This is a genomic window from Streptosporangium sp. NPDC001681, from assembly GCF_040298085.1.
Lineage (GTDB): Bacteria > Actinomycetota > Actinomycetes > Streptosporangiales > Streptosporangiaceae > Streptosporangium.
Genome location: NZ_JBEOZN010000010.1, coordinates 77,567 through 95,439 on the forward strand (window position 1 = coordinate 77,567; position 17,873 = coordinate 95,439).

Annotated in this window: 18 protein-coding genes; 16 read left to right on the top strand and 2 right to left on the bottom strand. The window is 71.4% G+C overall.

Features of this window, described 5'->3' with window-relative positions; genetic code table 11:
* Positions 1–6 precede the first annotated feature (6 nt).
* The 11 genes from ABT130_RS06870 to ABT130_RS06920 all read left to right on the top strand — a co-directional run bounded on the left by ABT130_RS06870 (position 7) and on the right by ABT130_RS06920 (position 8,188).
* A complete protein-coding gene (locus ABT130_RS06870) occupies positions 7–858 on the top strand; it encodes a dihydroorotate dehydrogenase electron transfer subunit (RefSeq protein WP_350924430.1) in 852 nt (283 codons plus the stop codon).
* Positions 848–1,822 carry a dihydroorotate dehydrogenase gene (locus ABT130_RS06875; RefSeq protein ID WP_030909991.1) on the top strand — a complete coding sequence of 325 codons (975 nt, stop codon included), beginning with the start codon at positions 848–850 and terminating at the stop codon, positions 1,820–1,822. The genes ABT130_RS06870 and ABT130_RS06875 overlap by 11 nt, the downstream gene beginning before the upstream one ends.
* Positions 1,819–2,532: an orotidine-5'-phosphate decarboxylase gene (pyrF, locus tag ABT130_RS06880; protein ID WP_350953501.1), complete on the top strand. Its 714-nt coding sequence runs from the start codon at positions 1,819–1,821 to the stop codon at positions 2,530–2,532. The genes ABT130_RS06875 and pyrF overlap by 4 nt, the downstream gene beginning before the upstream one ends.
* A gap of 197 nt (positions 2,533–2,729) precedes the next feature.
* Positions 2,730–3,053 (top strand): integration host factor, actinobacterial type, encoded by a 324-nt coding sequence (gene mihF / locus ABT130_RS06885; protein ID WP_030909986.1) that lies wholly within the window; start codon positions 2,730–2,732, stop codon positions 3,051–3,053.
* A gap of 193 nt (positions 3,054–3,246) precedes the next feature.
* A complete protein-coding gene (gene gmk, locus ABT130_RS06890) occupies positions 3,247–3,819 on the top strand; it encodes a guanylate kinase (protein WP_051752025.1) in 573 nt (190 codons plus the stop codon).
* 12 nt (positions 3,820–3,831) lie between these two features.
* Positions 3,832–4,095, top strand: coding sequence for a DNA-directed RNA polymerase subunit omega (gene rpoZ / locus ABT130_RS06895; RefSeq protein ID WP_030909981.1), 264 nt, complete (start codon positions 3,832–3,834; stop codon positions 4,093–4,095).
* A 9-nt stretch (positions 4,096–4,104) separates the two neighbouring features.
* A complete protein-coding gene (gene coaBC / locus ABT130_RS06900) occupies positions 4,105–5,328 on the top strand; it encodes a bifunctional phosphopantothenoylcysteine decarboxylase/phosphopantothenate--cysteine ligase CoaBC (RefSeq protein WP_350953503.1) in 1,224 nt (407 codons plus the stop codon).
* A gap of 78 nt (positions 5,329–5,406) precedes the next feature.
* On the top strand, positions 5,407–5,775 hold the full coding sequence (locus ABT130_RS06905) for a hypothetical protein (RefSeq protein WP_350924438.1): 369 nt from the start codon (positions 5,407–5,409) through the stop codon (positions 5,773–5,775).
* 376 nt (positions 5,776–6,151) lie between these two features.
* On the top strand, positions 6,152–7,339 hold the full coding sequence (gene metK / locus ABT130_RS06910) for a methionine adenosyltransferase (protein ID WP_350924440.1): 1,188 nt from the start codon (positions 6,152–6,154) through the stop codon (positions 7,337–7,339).
* 106 nt (positions 7,340–7,445) lie between these two features.
* On the top strand, positions 7,446–7,736 hold the full coding sequence (locus ABT130_RS06915; protein ID WP_350953505.1) for a FitA-like ribbon-helix-helix domain-containing protein: 291 nt from the start codon (positions 7,446–7,448) through the stop codon (positions 7,734–7,736).
* A 5-nt stretch (positions 7,737–7,741) separates the two neighbouring features.
* Entirely contained in the window at positions 7,742–8,188 is a 447-nt protein-coding gene (locus tag ABT130_RS06920; RefSeq protein WP_350953507.1) for a type II toxin-antitoxin system VapC family toxin, read from the top strand.
* A gap of 20 nt (positions 8,189–8,208) precedes the next feature.
* Here ABT130_RS06920 and ABT130_RS06925 read toward each other — a convergent pair whose 3' ends face one another.
* Positions 8,209–8,496 carry an ATP-binding protein gene (locus ABT130_RS06925; protein ID WP_350953509.1) on the bottom strand — a complete coding sequence of 96 codons (288 nt, stop codon included), beginning with the start codon at positions 8,494–8,496 and terminating at the stop codon, positions 8,209–8,211.
* Between the two features lie 337 nt (positions 8,497–8,833).
* Between ABT130_RS06925 and ABT130_RS06930 the strand changes: the two genes are divergently transcribed.
* Positions 8,834–9,196, top strand: coding sequence for a hypothetical protein (locus ABT130_RS06930; protein WP_350953511.1), 363 nt, complete (start codon positions 8,834–8,836; stop codon positions 9,194–9,196).
* A 26-nt stretch (positions 9,197–9,222) separates the two neighbouring features.
* On the opposite strand, the gene ABT130_RS06935 is transcribed toward ABT130_RS06930, so the two are convergent.
* Positions 9,223–10,572 carry a M14 family zinc carboxypeptidase gene (locus tag ABT130_RS06935; RefSeq protein WP_350953513.1) on the bottom strand — a complete coding sequence of 450 codons (1,350 nt, stop codon included), beginning with the start codon at positions 10,570–10,572 and terminating at the stop codon, positions 9,223–9,225.
* 133 nt (positions 10,573–10,705) lie between these two features.
* Here ABT130_RS06935 and ABT130_RS06940 point away from each other — a divergent pair, with 133 nt between their 5' ends.
* From ABT130_RS06940 to ABT130_RS06955, 4 genes are all read left to right on the top strand, one after another.
* The gene (locus ABT130_RS06940) at positions 10,706–12,160 is read left to right on the top strand and encodes an amidohydrolase (protein WP_350953515.1); all 1,455 of its coding nucleotides are present in this window, start codon (positions 10,706–10,708) and stop codon (positions 12,158–12,160) included.
* A 224-nt stretch (positions 12,161–12,384) separates the two neighbouring features.
* Positions 12,385–14,718 (top strand): primosomal protein N', encoded by a 2,334-nt coding sequence (locus ABT130_RS06945; protein ID WP_502992094.1) that lies wholly within the window; start codon positions 12,385–12,387, stop codon positions 14,716–14,718.
* Positions 14,719–14,767: 49 nt separating this feature from the next.
* Positions 14,768–16,444, top strand: coding sequence for a hypothetical protein (locus ABT130_RS06950; protein ID WP_350953517.1), 1,677 nt, complete (start codon positions 14,768–14,770; stop codon positions 16,442–16,444).
* 40 nt (positions 16,445–16,484) lie between these two features.
* A complete protein-coding gene (locus ABT130_RS06955) occupies positions 16,485–17,861 on the top strand; it encodes a hypothetical protein (RefSeq protein ID WP_350953519.1) in 1,377 nt (458 codons plus the stop codon).
* Positions 17,862–17,873 lie beyond the last annotated feature (12 nt).

Genomic DNA, 17,873 nt, shown 5'->3' on the forward strand with positions numbered 1-17,873 from the left:
ACTCCGGTGCAGGTGACAGGCACGGTGCTGACGACGCGCCGCGTCGACGCCTACCATGCGCTCACCGTGGTGGCGCCCGGCATCGCCGAGCGTTTCCGGCCCGGCCACTTCGTCGGGGTGGCCGTGGGCGGGGCGCAGACGTCGATGCTGACGCGCCGTGCCTTCTTCGTCCACGACGTCAAGCCCGACTACGGCGGTACCGTCGAGTTCGTCTTCTCGGTGAGCGGGCCGGGCACGGCCTGGCTGGCCGACCGGCGCGCCCGCGACACCCTCGACCTGGTGGGCCCGCTCGGCCGCCCGTTCCCGCTGCCCAGAGACCCGGTGACCTGCGTCCTGGTCGGCGCCGAGCACGGCTCGGCGACGCTGTTCACCGTGGCCGACGCCCTCCAGCGGCGTGGTTGCCGCGTCGACTTCGTGCTCGGCGCGGCCTCGGCCGACCGGGTGTTCGGCGCCCTGCGGGCCAGGAGGATGGGGGAGACGACCACGCTGACCACCGAGGACGGCTCCCTGGGCATGCGCGGCCGGGTGACCGACGTGCTGCCCGGCGTGATCGCCGACGTACGGGCCGACGCGGTCTACGCCTGCGGTCCGATGCCGATGCTGCACGGCGTCACCACGGTGGCCGTCGAGTTCGACATCCCCGTCCAGGTGGCGGTCGAGGAGCGGATGGCGTGCGGGATCGGCGTGTGCATGACGTGTGTGCTGCCGGTCATCGGGGACGACGGGGTGACCCGGATGGTGCGCTCGTGCGTCGAGGGACCGGTCTTCAGGGGTGAGCGCGTCCGCTTCGACGACGTCGGGACGATCCCGTTCGACGCGCTGGGAGCGCCCGGTGGAGGAATACGGAATGCCGGTTGACATGCGGACGTACCTGGGGCACGTGGAACTGGTCAACCCCGTCACCACGGCCGCCGGGTGCGCGGCGTCCGGCTCCGAACTCGCCCAGTTCTTCGACCTCGCCCGGATCGGCGCGCTGACCACCCGGTCGATCACGATGGCTCCCAGGGCGGGCCGTCCGACCCCCAGGATGGCCGAGACGCCCTCGGGCATGCTCAACGCCGTCGGGCTCCAGGGGCCGGGCGTGGACGCCTTCCTGGAGCGTGAGCTGCCCTGGCTGGCCCAGCGGGGCGTGCGGACCGTGGTGTCCATCGGCGGCGGCACCGTGGCCGAGTACACCGCGCTGGCCCGCAGGCTCACCGACGCGCCCGGCGTCACCGCCGTGGAGGTCAACCTGTCGTGCCCCAACATCGAGGACCGGGGCAGGGTCTTCGCCCGCGACGGCGCGGCCTCCGCCGAGGTGATCGCCTCGGTGCGCTCGGTGATGCGCTACGACGTGCCGGTGGTGGCCAAGCTCTCCCCGGACGTCATGGACATCGTGAGCGTGGCCCGCGCGTGCGTGGACGGCGGCGCCGACGCCCTGTCGATGATCAACAATCCGCTCGGCATGAGCATCGACACCGAGGCCATGCGGCCCGTGCTCGCGGCGGTCACCGGCGGCCTGTCGGGCCCCGCGGTCAGGCCACTGGCCGTACGCTGCGTATGGCAGGTCCACGCGGCCCTGCCCAGCGTGCCCATCATCGGCATGGGCGGCGTGCTGACCGGCAGGGACGCCTTCGAGTTCATCCTCGCCGGAGCCTGCGTCGTCGCCGTGGGGACCGCACTGTTCCACGACCCCTACGCCTGCCTGCGCATCCTCCGCGAGCTTGAGGAGATCCTGGCGGCCCGGGGGTTCCACCGGCTGGCCGACGCGGTCGGGCTGGCACACCGCCCGCCGGGGGCGTCCACCCGGCACCGGATAGACCTTGAGGAGAGTTCCCTGTGACGCCCGCACCCATCGCCGTCGCCCTGGACGCGCCAGACCTCGAGACCGCGGCTCACTGGGCCAGCCTGGTCACTCCACACGTCACCACGGTCAAGGTCGGGCTGGAACTCTACCTCCGCTACGGCCCCGACGTGATCGCCTCGGTCCGGGGGGCGAGCGGGGTGCGGGTCTTTCTCGACCTTAAACTCCACGACATCCCCAACACCGTCGCGGGCGCCGCCAGGGCCGTGGCCAGGCTCAAGCCCGCCATCCTGACGGTCCATGCCACCGGCGGCCCGGCGATGATCCGGGCGGCGGTGGAGGCCATGCCCAACACCCAGATCGCGGCGGTGACGTTGCTCACGTCGCTCTCGGAGGCCGATCTGGAGCAGATGGGCGTCAGGGGCCCGTCCGAGGACGCCGTGCGCCGCCTGTCGGCCATGGCCGTCGCCGCGGGCGCCCAGGCCCTCGTCTGCTCGCCGCGCGAGGTGGCCGCGGTGCGTGCCGAGGTCGGGCCCGACATCACGCTCATCACCCCCGGCGTCCGCCCCGCCGGCGCCGAGAGTCAGGACCAGGCAAGAGTAGCGACCCCCGAGCAGGCTTTCGCCGACGGGGCGGACCTTCTCGTGATCGGCCGCCCGATCACCGGCTCAGCCGACCCCGGCGCGACGGCCGCGGGCATCGCCGCGGCCCTCCGGCGCACCTCCACGGCCGCCGGACACGGCGCATGACACGGCGCATGACACAACCCCGGAAAACTCGGCGTTGAGCGTAGTTTTGTCCACACAGAGCGATGTCGCGAGCACGGAAAGTCACGAAGTAGATTTTCTAGGGGGATAAAGTGGTCTTGACGTTGCTTGAAGCGTCATGACCAGCTAGTTTCCCTTCCCGTCCGAGTACATCGACAGGAAATTCGAGGTGACCCGGCGTGGCTCTTCCTCCCCTAACCCCTGAGCAGCGCGCCGCAGCCCTAGAGAAGGCTGCCAAGGCCCGCCGAGAGCGTGCCGAGGTGAAGAACCGCCTGAAGCACGGTGCGGTCTCTCTGGCTGAGGTGCTCAAAGACGGGCAGGCCGACGACGTCATCGGCAAGATGAAGGTTTCGGCCCTTCTTGAGTCGCTCCCCGGCGTGGGTAAGGTTCGCGCCAAGCAGCTCATGGAGCGGCTTGGCATCGCCGAGTCCCGCCGCGTGCGGGGCCTGGGTACGAACCAGCGAGCTTCGCTCGAGCGTGAGTTCGGCGGGGCCGAGAGCTAATCTCGGTTCAAACGACCACGTTCACCCCATATGGGGACAGCATCACGGGGGGTTTGGAGTGACCGGAACGTCGCGGTCCGGCAAGAGCCGGGCTCCGGAGGCAACCGCCGAGGGCGGAGCCGGTCGCTCCACATCCTCGGCCGGAGGTCCGAAGGGGGCGCGAGCCCTCGCCGGACTCCCGGCCGGTAGGCGTCTGACGGTCCTGTCCGGGCCGTCCGGCGTCGGCAAGTCCACGGTCGTCGCCGAGCTTCGGCGGGCACACCCGGAGGTGTGGCTGTCGGTCTCGGTGACCACCAGGAAACCCCGTCCCGGGGAGACCCACGGGGTCGAGTACTTCTTCGCCGACGACGAGGAGTTCGACCGCCTCGCCGCCTCCGGCGAGCTGCTCGAGTGGGCCGAGTTCGCCGGGAACCGGTACGGAACGCCGCGCGGCCCGGTGCTCGAGAAACTCGCCGCCGGGGTGCCCACGCTGCTGGAGATCGACCTCCAGGGCGCCAGGCAGGTCCGGGCGACCATGCCCGAGGCCCTGCTGGTCTTCCTGGCCCCCCCGACCTGGGAGGAGCTGGAGAAGCGCCTGCGCGGCCGGGGCACCGAGCCCGAGGACGTCATCGCCCGCCGCCTGGCGGCCGGCCGGATCGAGATGGCGGCCGAGCGGGAGTTCGACCTGACGCTCGTCAACACGTCAGTCCAGGATGTATGTCATCGGCTGATAGCCTTGTTGGCTGATGCTCCCGAGGGTTCACGCCTCGGACGTTCACCTAGCTAGGGGAAATCACACGTGGCAACCAGCGCCGCCTACTCCGAAGGCATCACCAACCCGTCAATCGACGCCCTGCTCGACATCGTCGACAGCAAGTACAGTCTCGTGATCTTCGGCTCCAAGCGGGCGCGTCAGATCAACGCCTACTACTCCCAGCTCGGCGAGGGCCTGCTCGAGTACGTCGGCCCGCTCGTCGAGACCCACGCGCAGGAGAAGCCGCTCTCCATCGCGCTGCGCGAGGTCAGTGAGGGCCTGCTCACCTCCGAGCCGATCGAGGGCTGACCCACCTCGATGCCGACCTCCGTGGTTCCCCGCAAGCCGAGGGTCGTCCTCGGTGTGAGCGCGGGCATCGCCGCCTACAAGGCGTGCGAGCTGCTGCGCCTGTTCACCGAGTCCGGCCACGAGGTGCGCGTGGTCCCGACCAGGGAGGCGCTCCGCTTCGTCGGTGAGCCGACCTGGGCCGCGCTGTCCGGCAACCCGGTCACGACCGACGTCTGGGAGTCGGTGCACGAGGTGCCGCACGTCCGCATCGGGCAGGGCGCCGACCTGGTGGTCGTCGCGCCGGCCACCGCCGACGTGCTCGCCAAGGCCGCCCACGGGCTGGCCGGCGACCTGCTGACCAACACCCTGCTCACCGCGCGCTGCCCGGTGGTGTTCGCCCCCGCGATGCACACCGAGATGTGGGAGCACCCCGCGACCCGCGCGAACGTGGCCACGCTCCGCGAGCGCGGCTCGATCGTCGTCGATCCCGCGGTGGGCCGCCTGACCGGGGCCGACACCGGCCCCGGCCGCCTGCCGGACCCGAAGGAGATCTTCGAGGTCTGCCGCGGCGTCCTCTCCGGGCGCCCCGCGGACCTGGCGGGCCGTCGCCTGGTGATCTCCGCGGGCGGCACCCGCGAGGCCATCGACCCGGTCCGTTTCATCGGCAACCGTTCCTCGGGGCTGCAGGGTTACGCCCTGGCCCGCACGGCCGTCGCCCGAGGGGCGGAGGTCACCCTGGTGGCCGCCAACGTCGCCCTGCCCGACCCCGCGGGGGTCAAGGTGGTCCGGGTCACCTCGGCCCTGGAGTTGCGCGACGCCGTGCTGGAGGCGGTGGAGGGCGCCGACGCCGTGGTCATGGCCGCCGCCGTCGCCGACTTCCGGCCCTCGGCGCGGAGCGAGTCGAAGATCAAGAAGACCGCCGACGAGCCTGACGCCATTCATCTGGTGAAAAATCCAGACATTCTTGCGGAGCTGGGGGAACGGCGCCGTGCGGGGCTCAAGCCGTACCCTCAGGTGATCGCGGGATTCGCGGCCGAGACCGACGACGTCCTCGCCAACGGGCGGGCCAAGCTCACCCGCAAGGGCTGTGATCTGCTCGTCGTCAACCAGGTCGGCGACGATCTCGCCTTCGGCACCCCCGACAACGCGGCGGTGGTCCTCCTCGCGGACGGGGAGCAGGTCGACATCCCGCGCGGTCCCAAGGAGGCCCTTGCCGACGTGCTCTGGGACCTCGTCGCCGCACGCCTGGCCTGACCACTTGCCGTAGCCCGACTCCCGGCGGATACTGCCTCCCAGAGCCCTGCCACATCGCAGCCGGGAGGGGTTTGGATCATGCCTGTCGCCGCCGCGGTCAGGGCACGATGCCGAGCGCTGCTTCCTCCGGGGGAGGAGATCCACTACGTTCTGCCGGCTCTGTCGGTGGGCACCCCGGGCATGGCGACCTTCCTCATCGTGATCACCGACCGCGCCATCTACCTGCTCTCCACCAAGTTCTTCGACCGCGACGCGCCGACCTCGGTGTACGCCACCCACACCCGGCGCACCCGGCTCGGCCCGCTGGAGTTCTCCGCGGGCGCGGCCATCGAGCTCGGTGGCATGGTGTTCGAGATCGAGGAGGAGTACGCCGCGGTGATCTCCGCCGCCGACGCCGAGGTCTTCGCCCCGGAGACGTTGCCGCCCGACCCGCTGCCCGATCTGTGAACCGGACTGTGAGCCCCTGGGGATCCGGGTGGGGCGGGGCTGCGCATCCCGCCCGCGAGATGTGGGTGAGCCCGGGAGCCGGGGCCTCGAGTCCCGGGCAGGTGAGGTGAGCCGGGGATTTCGTGGGCTCCGGATCCCTGTCTGGCCGGCTTCCGGAACGTGTCCCGCCTCACGTCATGGCAGGTGGGTTTCCCCGCGATGGATTCCGGTGAACCCGCAGCCCTTCCAGTAAATGATCTGAACATTTAGGGGACACGATCTGAGACGGTTTCGCGGCCCCGCATCAGGTGGGGCTAGAATTCGCCGGAGCGCTACTGGTGTCCTGCCGATGCCAGAGCCCCAGACGCCAGCAGCCGCTGCATGAGGAGCCACTGACTTGTCCCGTCGCCTGTTCACCTCCGAGTCGGTCACAGAGGGCCACCCGGACAAGATCGCCGACCAGATCAGTGACGCGATTCTCGACGCCATGCTCAAGGGTGACCCCAAGAGCCGCGTCGCGGTCGAGACGCTGATCACCACCGGTCAGGTCCACGTCGCCGGAGAGGTGACGACGGAGACCTACGTCGACATTCCCGGTCTCATCCGGGAGAAGATCCTCGAGATCGGTTACGACGCCTCGCACAAGGGCTTCGACGGCGCCTCCTGTGGCGTGTCGGTGTCCATCGGCGCGCAGTCGCCCGACATCGCCCAGGGCGTCGACGACGCCTACGAGAACCGCGAGGGCGAGGCGGGCGACGAGCTCGACCGCCAGGGCGCCGGTGACCAGGGCCTGATGTTCGGCTACGCCTGCCGCGAGACCCCCGAGCTGATGCCGCTGCCGATCCAGCTGGCGCACCGCCTGGCCGAGCGCCTGTCGCAGGTCCGCAAGGACGGCACGGTGCCCTACCTGCGCCCCGACGGCAAGACCCAGGTCACCGTCGAGTACGACGGCGACAAGCCGGTCCGGCTCGACACCGTGGTCGTCTCCACCCAGCACGCGGCCGAGATCGACCTCAAGGAGATGCTCGCGCCCGACATCAAGGAGCACGTGGTCGACCCGGTCCTGGCCGGCCTGGAGATCGAGACCGAGGGCTACCGCCTCCTGGTCAACCCGACCGGCCGCTTCGAGATCGGCGGCCCGATGGGCGACGCCGGCCTGACCGGTCGCAAGATCATCGTTGACACCTACGGCGGCATGTCCCGCCACGGTGGCGGCGCCTTCTCCGGCAAGGACCCGTCCAAGGTCGACCGCTCGGCCGCCTACGCCATGCGCTGGGTCGCGAAGAACATCGTGGCCGCCGGTCTGGCCGACCGCGCCGAGGTCCAGGTCGCCTACGCCATCGGCAAGGCGCACCCGGTCGGCGTGTTCGTCGAGACCTTCGGCACCGAGAAGGTCGAGATCAGCAAGATCCAGGAAGCCGTGGTCAAGGTCTTCGACCTGCGCCCGGCCGCGATCATCCGCGACCTCGACCTGCTCCGCCCGATCTACTCGGGTACCTCCGCCTACGGTCACTTCGGTCGCGAGGGCTTCTCCTGGGAGTCCACCGACCGCGCCGACTCCCTGCGCGCCGCCGCCGGTCTCTGACCCGCACGCTTCAAGACGGCCCCTGTGAATTCTCATTCACGGGGGCCGTCGCGTGCCTGGCGGAAAGTGATATCACTTCTAGGGCTTCGATTGATATCGTTGGAGTATGAAGCAACTACTTCTTCGAATCGATGACGATCTGCATCGGCGGATAACCAGGAGGGCTCGCCGTACCGGCCGCTCCATCAACGCCACCGCTGGGGAGATCCTCGCCCACGGCGTGTCCGACGAGGTGCTGGATGCCCGGGCGGAGCTTCGCGCACGCGCTCGTCGGCTCGGCGTGCTCGCGGAGCGTCCCCCTGCTCCTCCGGTGACCGAAGCCGACCGTGTGCGCGCGCTTGACGCCACCAGGGGCATCGGCCCAGTCCTTGACGACCTTTGGGCCGAGGGTCGCTGACCATCGTGCTCACCTACGTCGACTCCTCGGTCCTGGCCTGCGCTTACCTCCACGACGAACCGGGTCACGGCCGAGCCAGGGAACTCCTCGAAAACCCCGAGCATCTGCTTGTCACCAGCACCTTGACGGTGGTGGAGGTGACCGGCGTGCTGGTGCGCGCCTCTCGTGCCAGGCGGCTGCTGGAACTGGACACCAGGCTTACCGTACTGGCGGCAGATCTTGGAGAGGACGGCCCCGTCACGTTGCTGACCGCTCCTCGCAACACCGTGGAGCAACGGGCCACGGAGATCGTCTACACCCATGCCCTTCGCGCGCTCGACGCGATTCACCTCGCTGTCGCGGAGTTGGCAGCCGTCCCGCTACTGGAAGATCCGGGAGACAAACTTGGCTTCGCCAGTCGTGACAACGCCCAGAGCGAGGCAGCCGCAGCGCTCGGTTTCACTCCCGTCTAGTGCTCATGACAGCCCGTTTGTCATGAGCGCTCGGGGGATGTGGGGAACTTTTCGACGGTGAACCGGGCCCAGACGGCGTGGCCGTGGGGCTGGCTGCCTCGGCGGCCGACCTGGGACGCCAGGGCGGTGACCAGGGGGAGTCCCCGGCCGCCCTCGCCGAGGAGGGCGGGGTGGGCGATGGCGGGGACGGAGCCCTGGCCGGAGTCGTAGACCGTCACCCGGGTGACCTCGGGTCTGCGGACGACCTCGACGACGAACGTGCCGTACGGCCGCCCGCCGGCGGTGTGGCGGTGATGCCTGAGAGTCATGGGATCTAAGCGATGTCGGCCGGCATGGATGGGGGGATTCGTGGCACACCTTGCTTTCGCCCGTGTCGGGTCAGCCGTGGTCGTCGCCTTGGGATGCTGTCTCTGGGCGCGTGCTCTTCTGAATCTCCGGGGCTGATGGCGGCCCAGGCCGGGGCGACACTGCAGGCGGACATCGACTGGTTGATGAATTTGCTTGCCGTGAAAGATGTCAGAGCAATGGACAAGGGCGGGAAGGACATCCCCCGTGATGAGGAGAAGGTGAGGAGAACATATGCCGCCGCCGGCGCCAAAAGGTCCGATGTAGATGATTCGATAAAAATACTCAATATGCTGGCCGGTGGCCTGGGTGGCGGGGGTACAAGATTTCATCCGTCGATCGGGAAGCGCCGAGAGACGAGCTGGTGAAGAAGGATTCGCGCGTCAAAACAGTAACCACATCCTGTTCCAGCCGGCCTTCGATCTCGCGGATCCGCAGCGCCGCGGGCCGGTCGGTGCCGCCGAGGAAAGCGCGTTCGGAATTCTCGCGGTCTCCTCACCGATCACTTTCCGTGCCTGCTCCGGCGACGCGATGAATTGCTCCATCAACTCCGGATCAATTCCTTGGTGTTCATCCGGAGACGACCCGTTTTCCGACGCCGCAGGCGGCGTCGGCCTCGTATCGAAAGCCTCCTACCGAAGGCAATCCCTGGTTTTACCTTAGGCATCCGGATCGATCGGCTGGGAGCCTCAGGCGTGGGCGGCTCCGGCGAGGATGCCGCCGTACTGGATGGCGACCAGGTGGCGGATCGGAATCGTCTCGTCGGGGGTGCCCGCCTCGGCCTCGGCGCACCATTTGGCGTAGGTGTCCGACAGCGTGCGGGCCCGCGCCCGGATGGTCGGGGTGCCGTTGCCGACGGCGAGTTCGCCCTCCAGCGCGCGCAGCAGCATGCCCCCGAACCTGAGCCGGACGCTGTGCGCGGTGTCGCGGCAGGACTGCCGCTCGGCGACGGTGGCCGGCCGGTCGCTCTCCGGCGCCCGCGCGTGGTGCTCGGCGGTGGTGGCCATCCCCTCGATGAACGGAACGAAGAACCTGCTGGCCCGGACGAACGGGGAGCGGGTCGCCAGGTCGCCGGAGACGGCGCCGAGCGTCTCGTCGAGGACGGCGAACGTCTCGCGCAGGTCCGCCGCGTGGGTCCGGATCAGATCGGCGTATCCGACCCCGGCGGGGGAGCGGTCGTCGGCGGTGAGATCCCTCCAGTAGGGCAGTTCGGCGGTCAGGCAGAGCGTGCCGTACCGGGCGGCGTAGGAGTCGCTGGACCCGCCGGTGAGCTGCGCCACCGGATCCTCGCCGAGCGCCTCGATGTAATCGTAGGTGTCCTCCATCCGCGGGGCGAGGAAGACCGACTCCTCCAGGGTCCGTACCGAGGGGTGCTCGGGCTCGCCCGCGTGCAGCGGCACGCCGTACCGGCCCGGCAGGGACTTGAGCAGGGCCTGCAGTTCGGGCACCGGGCGGTTGAGGTAGAAGAACGCCCCGCCCATCTCGCTGTTGTGCAGGGTGGTCATGAACGCCGGGCGGGTGTCGTCGATCAGTCGCATCAGCGCCAGTGTCTCGGGCATCACCCGGTCGAAGTAGGCGCGCTTGTAGGCGAAGGGGAAGGTCCACTCGACCTGCTCGTCACCGGCAGGACGGTAGAAGTGCCTGCCGTAGTGCGCTTTGGTGAACGGCCCGGCGAACCACCCCTCGTTGAGCCTGGTCCCGTCCGGGTCGAGGCAGCCCACGATGTGCCAGGTGTGACCGGTGGCCTCGCGCAGCGCGGCGCTCTCGCACAGCCGGGTGGCGAGATGGATCACGGTGAGCCCGCCGATGGGCTCGTTGGGGTGCGGCATGGCGCCGACCAGCGCGTGACGCGGCCCGTCACCGACGCTGAGGCAGAGGATCGGCTCACCCAGGGCGGAGCTGCCCACCCGCCTCAGCGAGGCGACGCCAGGATGGTCGGCGGCCAGCCGGGTGAGGGCGGCCGTGATCTCGTCCACGGTGGCGAACCGGTCATGGTCGGGAACGGAGTCGAGTTCGTCGTTCAGCAGGGGGTCTGTCACCCCCGACAGTCTGCCGAGCGCGCCCCGGTCCCGGGAGTCCGGAATGAGTGATCGGTCGGGTTTGTCGGGCGGGGGACCCGTTGCCCCGGCAGCCGAGGGGAGGGGGCGTCGGCCGTCCGCCTAGAGTCTCCTCATGTCCTCTTCTGCTCGCCTGCTGCTGCGTAACGCGCGGATCGGTCTCGGTGGGCCGCTGCGCCATGTCCTGATCGTTGACGGCCGGGTCGCGGAGGTGGCCCCGGAGCCTCCTGCCTGCGACGAGTCGGTGGACGTCGGGGGCGCCACCCTGCTGCCGGGGCTGTGGGACGCGCACGTGCACTCCGTGCAGTGGGCACAGGCCCGGCGCAGGATCGATCTGACCTCGGCGCGGTCGGCGCGGGAGGCGGTCGACCTCGTCGCCCCGCAGGCGGGTACGTCCGGGTTCACGGTCGGCTACGGCTTCCGCGACGGCCTGTGGCCGGACACGCCGGACAAGTCGCTGCTGGAGGCGGCGGCGCCGGGCTGCCCGATCGTGCTGGTGAGCAATGATCTGCACACCGCCTGGTTCAGCCCGGCCGCGCTGGCGGTGATCGGCAGGGGCGGGCATCCGACGGGGGTGCTGCGCGAGCGCGACTGCTACGACGCGATGGCCCAGATGCCTCCGCCCCCCGAGGACGAGCTGGACCGCTGGGTGGCCGAGGCCGCCACCGCCGCCGCGGCCAGGGGCGTCGTCGGCGTGCTGGACTTCGAGTTCGCCGACAACGTCACCGACTGGACCCGGCGGATCTCGCGGGGGGCGGTCGACGTCCGGGTCAGCTGCTCGATCCCGGTGAACCGGCTCGAAGAGGCGATCGATCGCGGGTTGCGCACCGGGGAGCCGGTCGCGGGCTCGGGGGGCCTGCTGGAGGTCGGGCCGGTGAAGACGTTCGTGGACGGTTCGCTGAACACCAGGACCGCCTACTGCACGGACCCGTATCCCGGTGGCGACGCGCGCGGGCTGCTGGAGACACCGCCGGAGGAGTTGTACGGGGTCATGGAGCTGGCCGCCAGGCATGGGATCGCCCCGGCGGTGCACGCCATCGGCGACCTGGCGGTAGGCATCGCGCTGGACGCCTTCGAGCGGGTCGGCTGCCCGGGGAGGATCGAGCACGCGCAACTGGTCCGCCCGGAGGACTTCGGGAGGTTCGCGAGGCCCGGTCTGGTGGCGGGTGTGCAGCCCGCCCACGCGCCCGACGACCGGGAGGTGGCCGATCTGCACTGGCGAGGGCGGACCGGGCGGGCCTTCGCCTACGCCGACCTGCTGGCCGCGGGGGCGACCCTGGAGCTGGGCTCCGACGCTCCGGTGGCGCCGCTCGACCCGTGGGACGGGATCGCCTCCGCCGTGGCCAGGACCGACGACGAGCGGCCGCCGTGGCACCCGGAACAGGCGATCTCGCTGCCGGTGGCGCTGGCGGCGGCCGGCCGGGGCCGCGCCGAGGTGCGCCCGGGCGACCCCGCGGACTTGATGATCACCGAGTACGATCCGGCGGGGCTGGACGGGGACGGTCTCCGTCATATGCCGATCCTCGGCACCCTGCTCGGTGGCCGCTGGACCCACCGCCGTGCCATCTGACCCGGCGGAACGGGGTGCGGTGGCGGTCCGCCCGGCCGGGTCCACCACCGTGCCACCCGTTCTGCCCGATTCGCCCGCCTGGACTCGCCGGCCGATCCAGCCGGTCGGGTTCGGTGGTGGTCCGTCCGGTATGCCGTTCCATGTCCGGTGCTTCTCGCACCCGGTGCCATACCGCCGACGGGCCGACCGTCTGGACGGGGGCCGGCTTCTGGTAGGACAGGCGGGTGACCCACGCCAACCCCTCGCCGGACGATGACGCCCTCCTGCCGCTCGACGCCGTACGCGAGCGGCCCGTGCCCGGCAGGGCCGCCAGGGCACGGGCGGGGGCCGTCCGAGCGGCGGGGGTGGCTCGGGCGCGAGGGGTGGCCGAGCAGGTCAGAGGGGTGCCGGAGCCGGCCGCGGAGCTGCCGGTCGCGCGGGTGGTCGTCGACACCCCGCTGCCGCACCTCGACCGGTTGTTCGACTACCTCGTCCCCGCCCCCCTGGACACCGCCGCGGTGCCGGGGTGCCGGGTCCGGATCAGGTTCGCGGGCAAGCTCGTCGACGGGTTTCTGCTGGAACGGGTGGAGACCACCGAGCACCAGGGCAAGCTGACCCGCCTGGAGCGGGTCGTCTCCGCCGAGCCCGTGCTCACCCCGGAGATCGCCGCGCTGGCCCGGGTGGTGGCCGACCACTACGCCGGGACCATGGCCGACGTGCTGCGCCTGGCCGTCCCGCCCCGCCACGCCAGGGTCGAGGCCGAGGCCGTTCCCGCGGCGGGTACGGCCCCGCCGGTGGAGATGATCGGCGTCGCGGATGAGACCCGGGGGGAGCCGGAAGCGGGTGTGCCCCAGGGAGGGGCCGAAGCGGGTGAGACCCGGGGGGAGCCGGAATCCGAGCCGGGCCGGGGAGTGGAGAGCGGACCGGGGCAGCGGACGGATCCGGAGCCGGAAGCGAGGAGCGGACCGGCTCAGGCGCCGGGATGGGGAGTGGAGAGCGGGCCGGACGCGGGGCCGGGGCCGTGGGCGGACTACCGGGAGGGGAAGGCGTTCCTGGCGGCGCTGGCGAAGGGGGGCTCCCCCCGAGCCGTGTGGACCGCCCTGCCGGGCACCGACCAGGACGGGCCCGGGTGGCCGCGGGCGGTCGCGGTTGCCGTACGGGAGACCCTGCACGGTGGCAGGGGGGCCCTCGTGGTGCTTCCCGACGGGAAGGACGTGGCCCTGGCCGACGCGGCGCTGAGCGCCGTCCTGGGGCCCGGTGCGCATGTGGCGCTGACGGCGGACCTCGGGCCCGCGGAGCGCTACCGGCGGTGGCTGCGCCTGTCCAGGGGCCAGGTCCGGGTCGCCGTCGGCACCAGGGGGGCGGCGTTCGCCCCGGTCGCCGACCTCGGGCTGGCGGTGATCTGGGACGACGGTGACGACCTGCACTCCGAGCGGCTCGCCCCCTACCCGCACGCCAGGGAGGTCCTCGCGCTGCGTGCCCACCGGGCCCGCGCGGGCCTGCTCATCGGCGGGTACGCCCGCACGGCGGAGGCCACCCAGCTCATCGCCACGGGCTGGGCGGGGCCCATCGTCGCGGCCCGCCAGGCGGTCAGGGCCAGGGCGCCGAGGGTCCGTCCGGCGGGGGAGGACTCGGAGCTGGCCAGGGACGAGGCGGCCAGGGCCGCCCGGCTGCCCAGCCTCGCCTGGCGGATCCTGCGCACGGGGTTGGAGAGCGGCCCGGTGCTGGTGCAGGTCCCCCGGCGGGGCTACCTGCCCGCGCTGGCCTGCCAGGGCTGCCGGGCGCCGGCCCGCTGCGGGCACTGCGGCGGACCCTTCGCGCTACGTGGTGGCCACGTGGCCCCGTACTGCCGCTGGTGCGGCCGGATCGCCGGCGAGTGGCGCTGTCCCTCCTGCGGCGGGGCGCGGGTGCGGGCCCAGGTGGTCGGTGCCCGCCGCACCGCCGAGGAACTGGGGCGGGCCTTCCCCTCCGTACGGGTCAAGACGTCGGGCAGGGACGGGGTGCTGGCCACGGTCGGCGCGGCCCGGGCACTGGTGGTGGCCACCCCGGGAGCCGAGCCGGTGCCCGAGGGCGGATACGCGGCGGCGGTGCTGCTGGACGGCTGGGCGCTGCTCGGCAGACCGGACCTGCGCGCCGCCGAGGAGACGCTGCGCCGGTGGATGAACGCGGCGGCGCTGCTGCGGCCCGCCGCCGAGCTGGTCGTGCTGGCCGATTCCTCGTTGCCCGCCGTGCAGGCGTTGCTGCGCTGGGATCCGGTGACACATGCCGAGAGAGAACTGGCCGACAGGACAGAACTCGGTTTCCCCCCGGCGGTGAAAATGGCGACGCTCACCGGATCTCCGGCGGGGGTCAGGGAAATGCTCGGTGAGATGGCGCTGCCCCCCGAGGCACAGGTGCTCGGCCCGGTCCCGGTGGCCTCGCCCAGGGGGGATCAAGTGCGGGAACGTGCCATGGTGCGGATCGCGCGAGGCTCCGGCTCCACGCTGGCCGCGGCCCTGAAAGGAGCCGTGGGAGTGCGCTCCGCACGCAAGGCCGCGGAGGTGGTCAAGGTATGCATTGACCCCCTAGATGTGATTTGAGTTGTTTCCCCGATTCGCGGTGCTGGCAGTAAGCCGTTAATTTTCCCCTGTGTCGATCGAATGGGTGAATCGGGCCGTAGACGACCTGCGCGCGTGGGGGCGTGCGCGCGGCCTGGACGTTGACGTGGACGAGGTGCGGCTGCTCTGCGACTACGCGAGTGACTATCTGGACGTGAACGAGCTGGGTGATTTCACTCCTGTCGCCTTCGAGGAGCTGCTGCTCAACATCTATCCACGCAAGGTCATCGCCCCGCCGGAGAGTGCCCCCGAGACCGTCGCCGCCGCCCGCACCCTGGTCGACTTCCTGCTCTCGACCGAGGAGATCGGCGGCAAGATGGCCGTCCGGATGAGGAGCGTCCTCGACCGGATCGAGCCCGAGATGCCCATCGCCCTCGCCGACACCTCCAGGTTCGGCATGGCCAAGAGCCTCTTCAGCGCGATGGGCGCCGACTCGCTGGAGCGGGCCGCCGGGAGCACTGAGAGCGCTGGGAACGCGATCCTCTCCGTCTCGGCGGTGCAGGAGGAGCCCGCCGTCGAACACTGCGACTGCCCCGGCTGCTCGCCGCTTCCCCCGGTGCGCCTGGCGCCCCGCGAGACGCTCGCCCAGAGCGCCCTGCGGGTGCCGCTGCTGACCGACGCGCGCAGGCTGGTTCAGTGGATGCTCGCGGGAGGGCGCACCCCCACCGTCAAGGGCAGGCTCAGGGTCCGTGACGCCACCGAGGCGATCGCCCAGCTCTCGGTGACCGACCCCGGTCTGCTCTGGGAACTCGCGGTCCACACCGGCCTGGTCACCGTCGAGGGCACCGCCATCTTCGACGGCGAGGACTTCGACCCGCTCGACATCTGGGCCGCGACCGTCGAGTTCGTCGTCGAGAAGGAGACCGGCGGTGCCGTGACGGGTGAGGTCTCCCTGGACGAGGAGCTCTACGGCCTGTGCGACATGCTCTACCGGCTCCAGGCACCCGTGCCGATCCCGCTGGTCAGGGAGTACCTGGACGAGATCGGCCTGGTGGAGGAGGGGGAGATCGACGTCCCCGAGGTCGCGCGGCGGCTCGCCTACTGCGGGATGGCCGAGCCGGGCGACGAACTCCTGGAGCTCACCCCGCTGGCCCTGTGGGGGCTGCACAGGCTCTACACCGACCTGGGCATCGAGGCGCCCCAGGCGGCCGACCTGGCCCTCGCCGACGCACCCGAGCTCATCGAGGGGCTGCTGTCGGGGATGCCCGCCGAGATGGCCGAGGCCGACATCGAGGGCTGGCTGCGGCACAGGAGCCCGGCGCAGGCGGTCACCGAGCTGCTCGGCTCCGTCTCGGGGGCGCCCTCGGTCGCCAGGGGCATCGCGGTGACGATCGTCGACCGCCTCGGCGCCGACGCGGAGGAGGCGGTACGGGCCTTCCTGGAGGAGCCGGAGCTGCGCCCGCACGCCATCCACTGGCTGACCGCGCGCGGTCTGGCGGCCCCCGCGCTCACCTCGGAGGAGGTGCTCTGGATGAGCGTGGACATGCTCGTCCTGGCCATGCCCTCCGCCGAGGAGGATCCGGAGACGTTCGCCGAGAACATGTCCGCCTCCGGGCCGCCGCAGAGCGTGATCGAGGAGATGTGGCGGGTCGACCACCCCGAGGTCGTCGAGGTTCTTGAGCTGCTCGGACGCTCCCTGAGGGACCACAACGCGGCCAAGGCGGCCCGCAAGGCGGCTTTCAAGGCACGTTCCCGCGCCATCGGCTGAGCCGTGTATGCGTGAGGCGCGAGTGCAGTAAGTTTCACGGGTGGCAAAGAGCGGGAACAGTGGGAACGTCTTCGACATCGGCGAGCTGCGCAGGCTTGTGGACGAGCTGGGAGCGGCACCCCGCGAGCTGCGAACAGCCGTTCTGGAGGAGTCGGTCACGGCTGCGGGCCGTGACTGCCCCCCGCGCGGCGACGCGCTGAGCTTCCCGCCGGTCGACCTCGCCCCGGACGCCGAGCTGGCCGCGTCCGTGCCGCTGGTGCCGCTGGTGCTCGACGCCCAGCGGCTGACCGCCTGGACCGGCACCCGCGCGGTGACCCCCGAGGGACTGCTGCTCGACCCGTTCGCGCCGTGCGCGGAGCTCGGCCTGCCGGGCCCGGCGCGGCTGCACCTGCTCTGGGTGGTCGCGGTCAACACCGGCATGCTGCGCATCTCCCGCGGCCGGGTGGACCCCGGCCCGCTGAAGCTCTCCGCCGACCTGCCGCACCGGGCCGTGCTGGGGTTCTGGGACGGCGTGGTCATGGACGTCCTCGACCGTGCGGACGACGACCTGACCGGGTCTCCCGTGATCGACGATCACCTGGCCGAGATGCTCGCCACGCTGTACGCCGTGCGCGAAGGACTGTCCACCGCGACCCTGGTCAAGGGCATCCTGCAGTCGCACCGGGTGGCCTGCGGGGCCGGTCCCGCCGAGATGAGGACGCTGACCGGCACGCTGCCCGCCCAGCTGGAGTCGGCCCTGTCGCTCCTGGGCTACTGCGGGCTGGTCGAGACCTCGCGGGCGGGCAGGCCCCGGCTGACCCCGCTCGGCATGTGGGCCGTCCGCCAGGACCTCATCAGGGAGGGCCACGACGCGCCGACGGGCGCCGAGGTCGCCGTCTTCACCGACCTCGGCGCGCCCGAGCTGGTCGAGGCGATCGTGAAGGGTTCCGCCGCGCCCAGCGCCGTCACCGTGTGGCTGGAGTCCCGCCACCCCGAGGCCGCCGCGCGCGAGCTGGTCAAGGTCGCGGCCTCGGGCACGGCAGGCCGGCGCGGTGTCGCGGGCGCGATCCTGGAGGAGCTCGGCCCCGAGGCCGAGGCCCCGCTCAGGGAGGCGCTCTCCGAGCCCGCCATGTGGCGCTACGCCGCCTCCTGGCTGCACATCCGCGATCTGCCCGCGCCCGCGCTCACCCCCGCGGACAACACCTGGCTCGCGGTCGACTCGCTCGCCTCGCTGCTGGAGCGGGGCGAGGCCTCCGAGGCGATCTGCGAGTTCGACGCGCTCGAACCCGGAGAGGACCTGGTACGCGTGGTCGAGGAGATGGCCCTGGTGGAGCACCCCGACACGTTCGCCGTCCTCGACCTGCTCGGCTCCAGGCACGGCACCGCCGCGGTGGCCAAGTCGGCCCGCAAGGCCGCCATGAAGGCCCGCTCCCGCTGAGGTGCGCGGGAA

Bases quoted from the DNA above. Each gene is read 5' to 3' on its own strand.
- ABT130_RS06875 (WP_030909991.1), top strand. From the start codon at position 848: ATGCCGGTTGACATGCGGACGTACCTGGGGCACGTGGAACTGGTCAAC.
- coaBC (WP_350953503.1), top strand. From the start codon at position 4,105: ATGCCGACCTCCGTGGTTCCCCGCAAGCCGAGGGTCGTCCTCGGTGTG.
- ABT130_RS06905 (WP_350924438.1), top strand. From the start codon at position 5,407: ATGCCTGTCGCCGCCGCGGTCAGGGCACGATGCCGAGCGCTGCTTCCT.
- ABT130_RS06915 (WP_350953505.1), top strand. From the start codon at position 7,446: ATGAAGCAACTACTTCTTCGAATCGATGACGATCTGCATCGGCGGATA.
- ABT130_RS06925 (WP_350953509.1), bottom strand. From the start codon at position 8,496: ATGACTCTCAGGCATCACCGCCACACCGCCGGCGGGCGGCCGTACGGC.
- ABT130_RS06940 (WP_350953515.1), top strand. From the start codon at position 10,706: ATGTCCTCTTCTGCTCGCCTGCTGCTGCGTAACGCGCGGATCGGTCTC.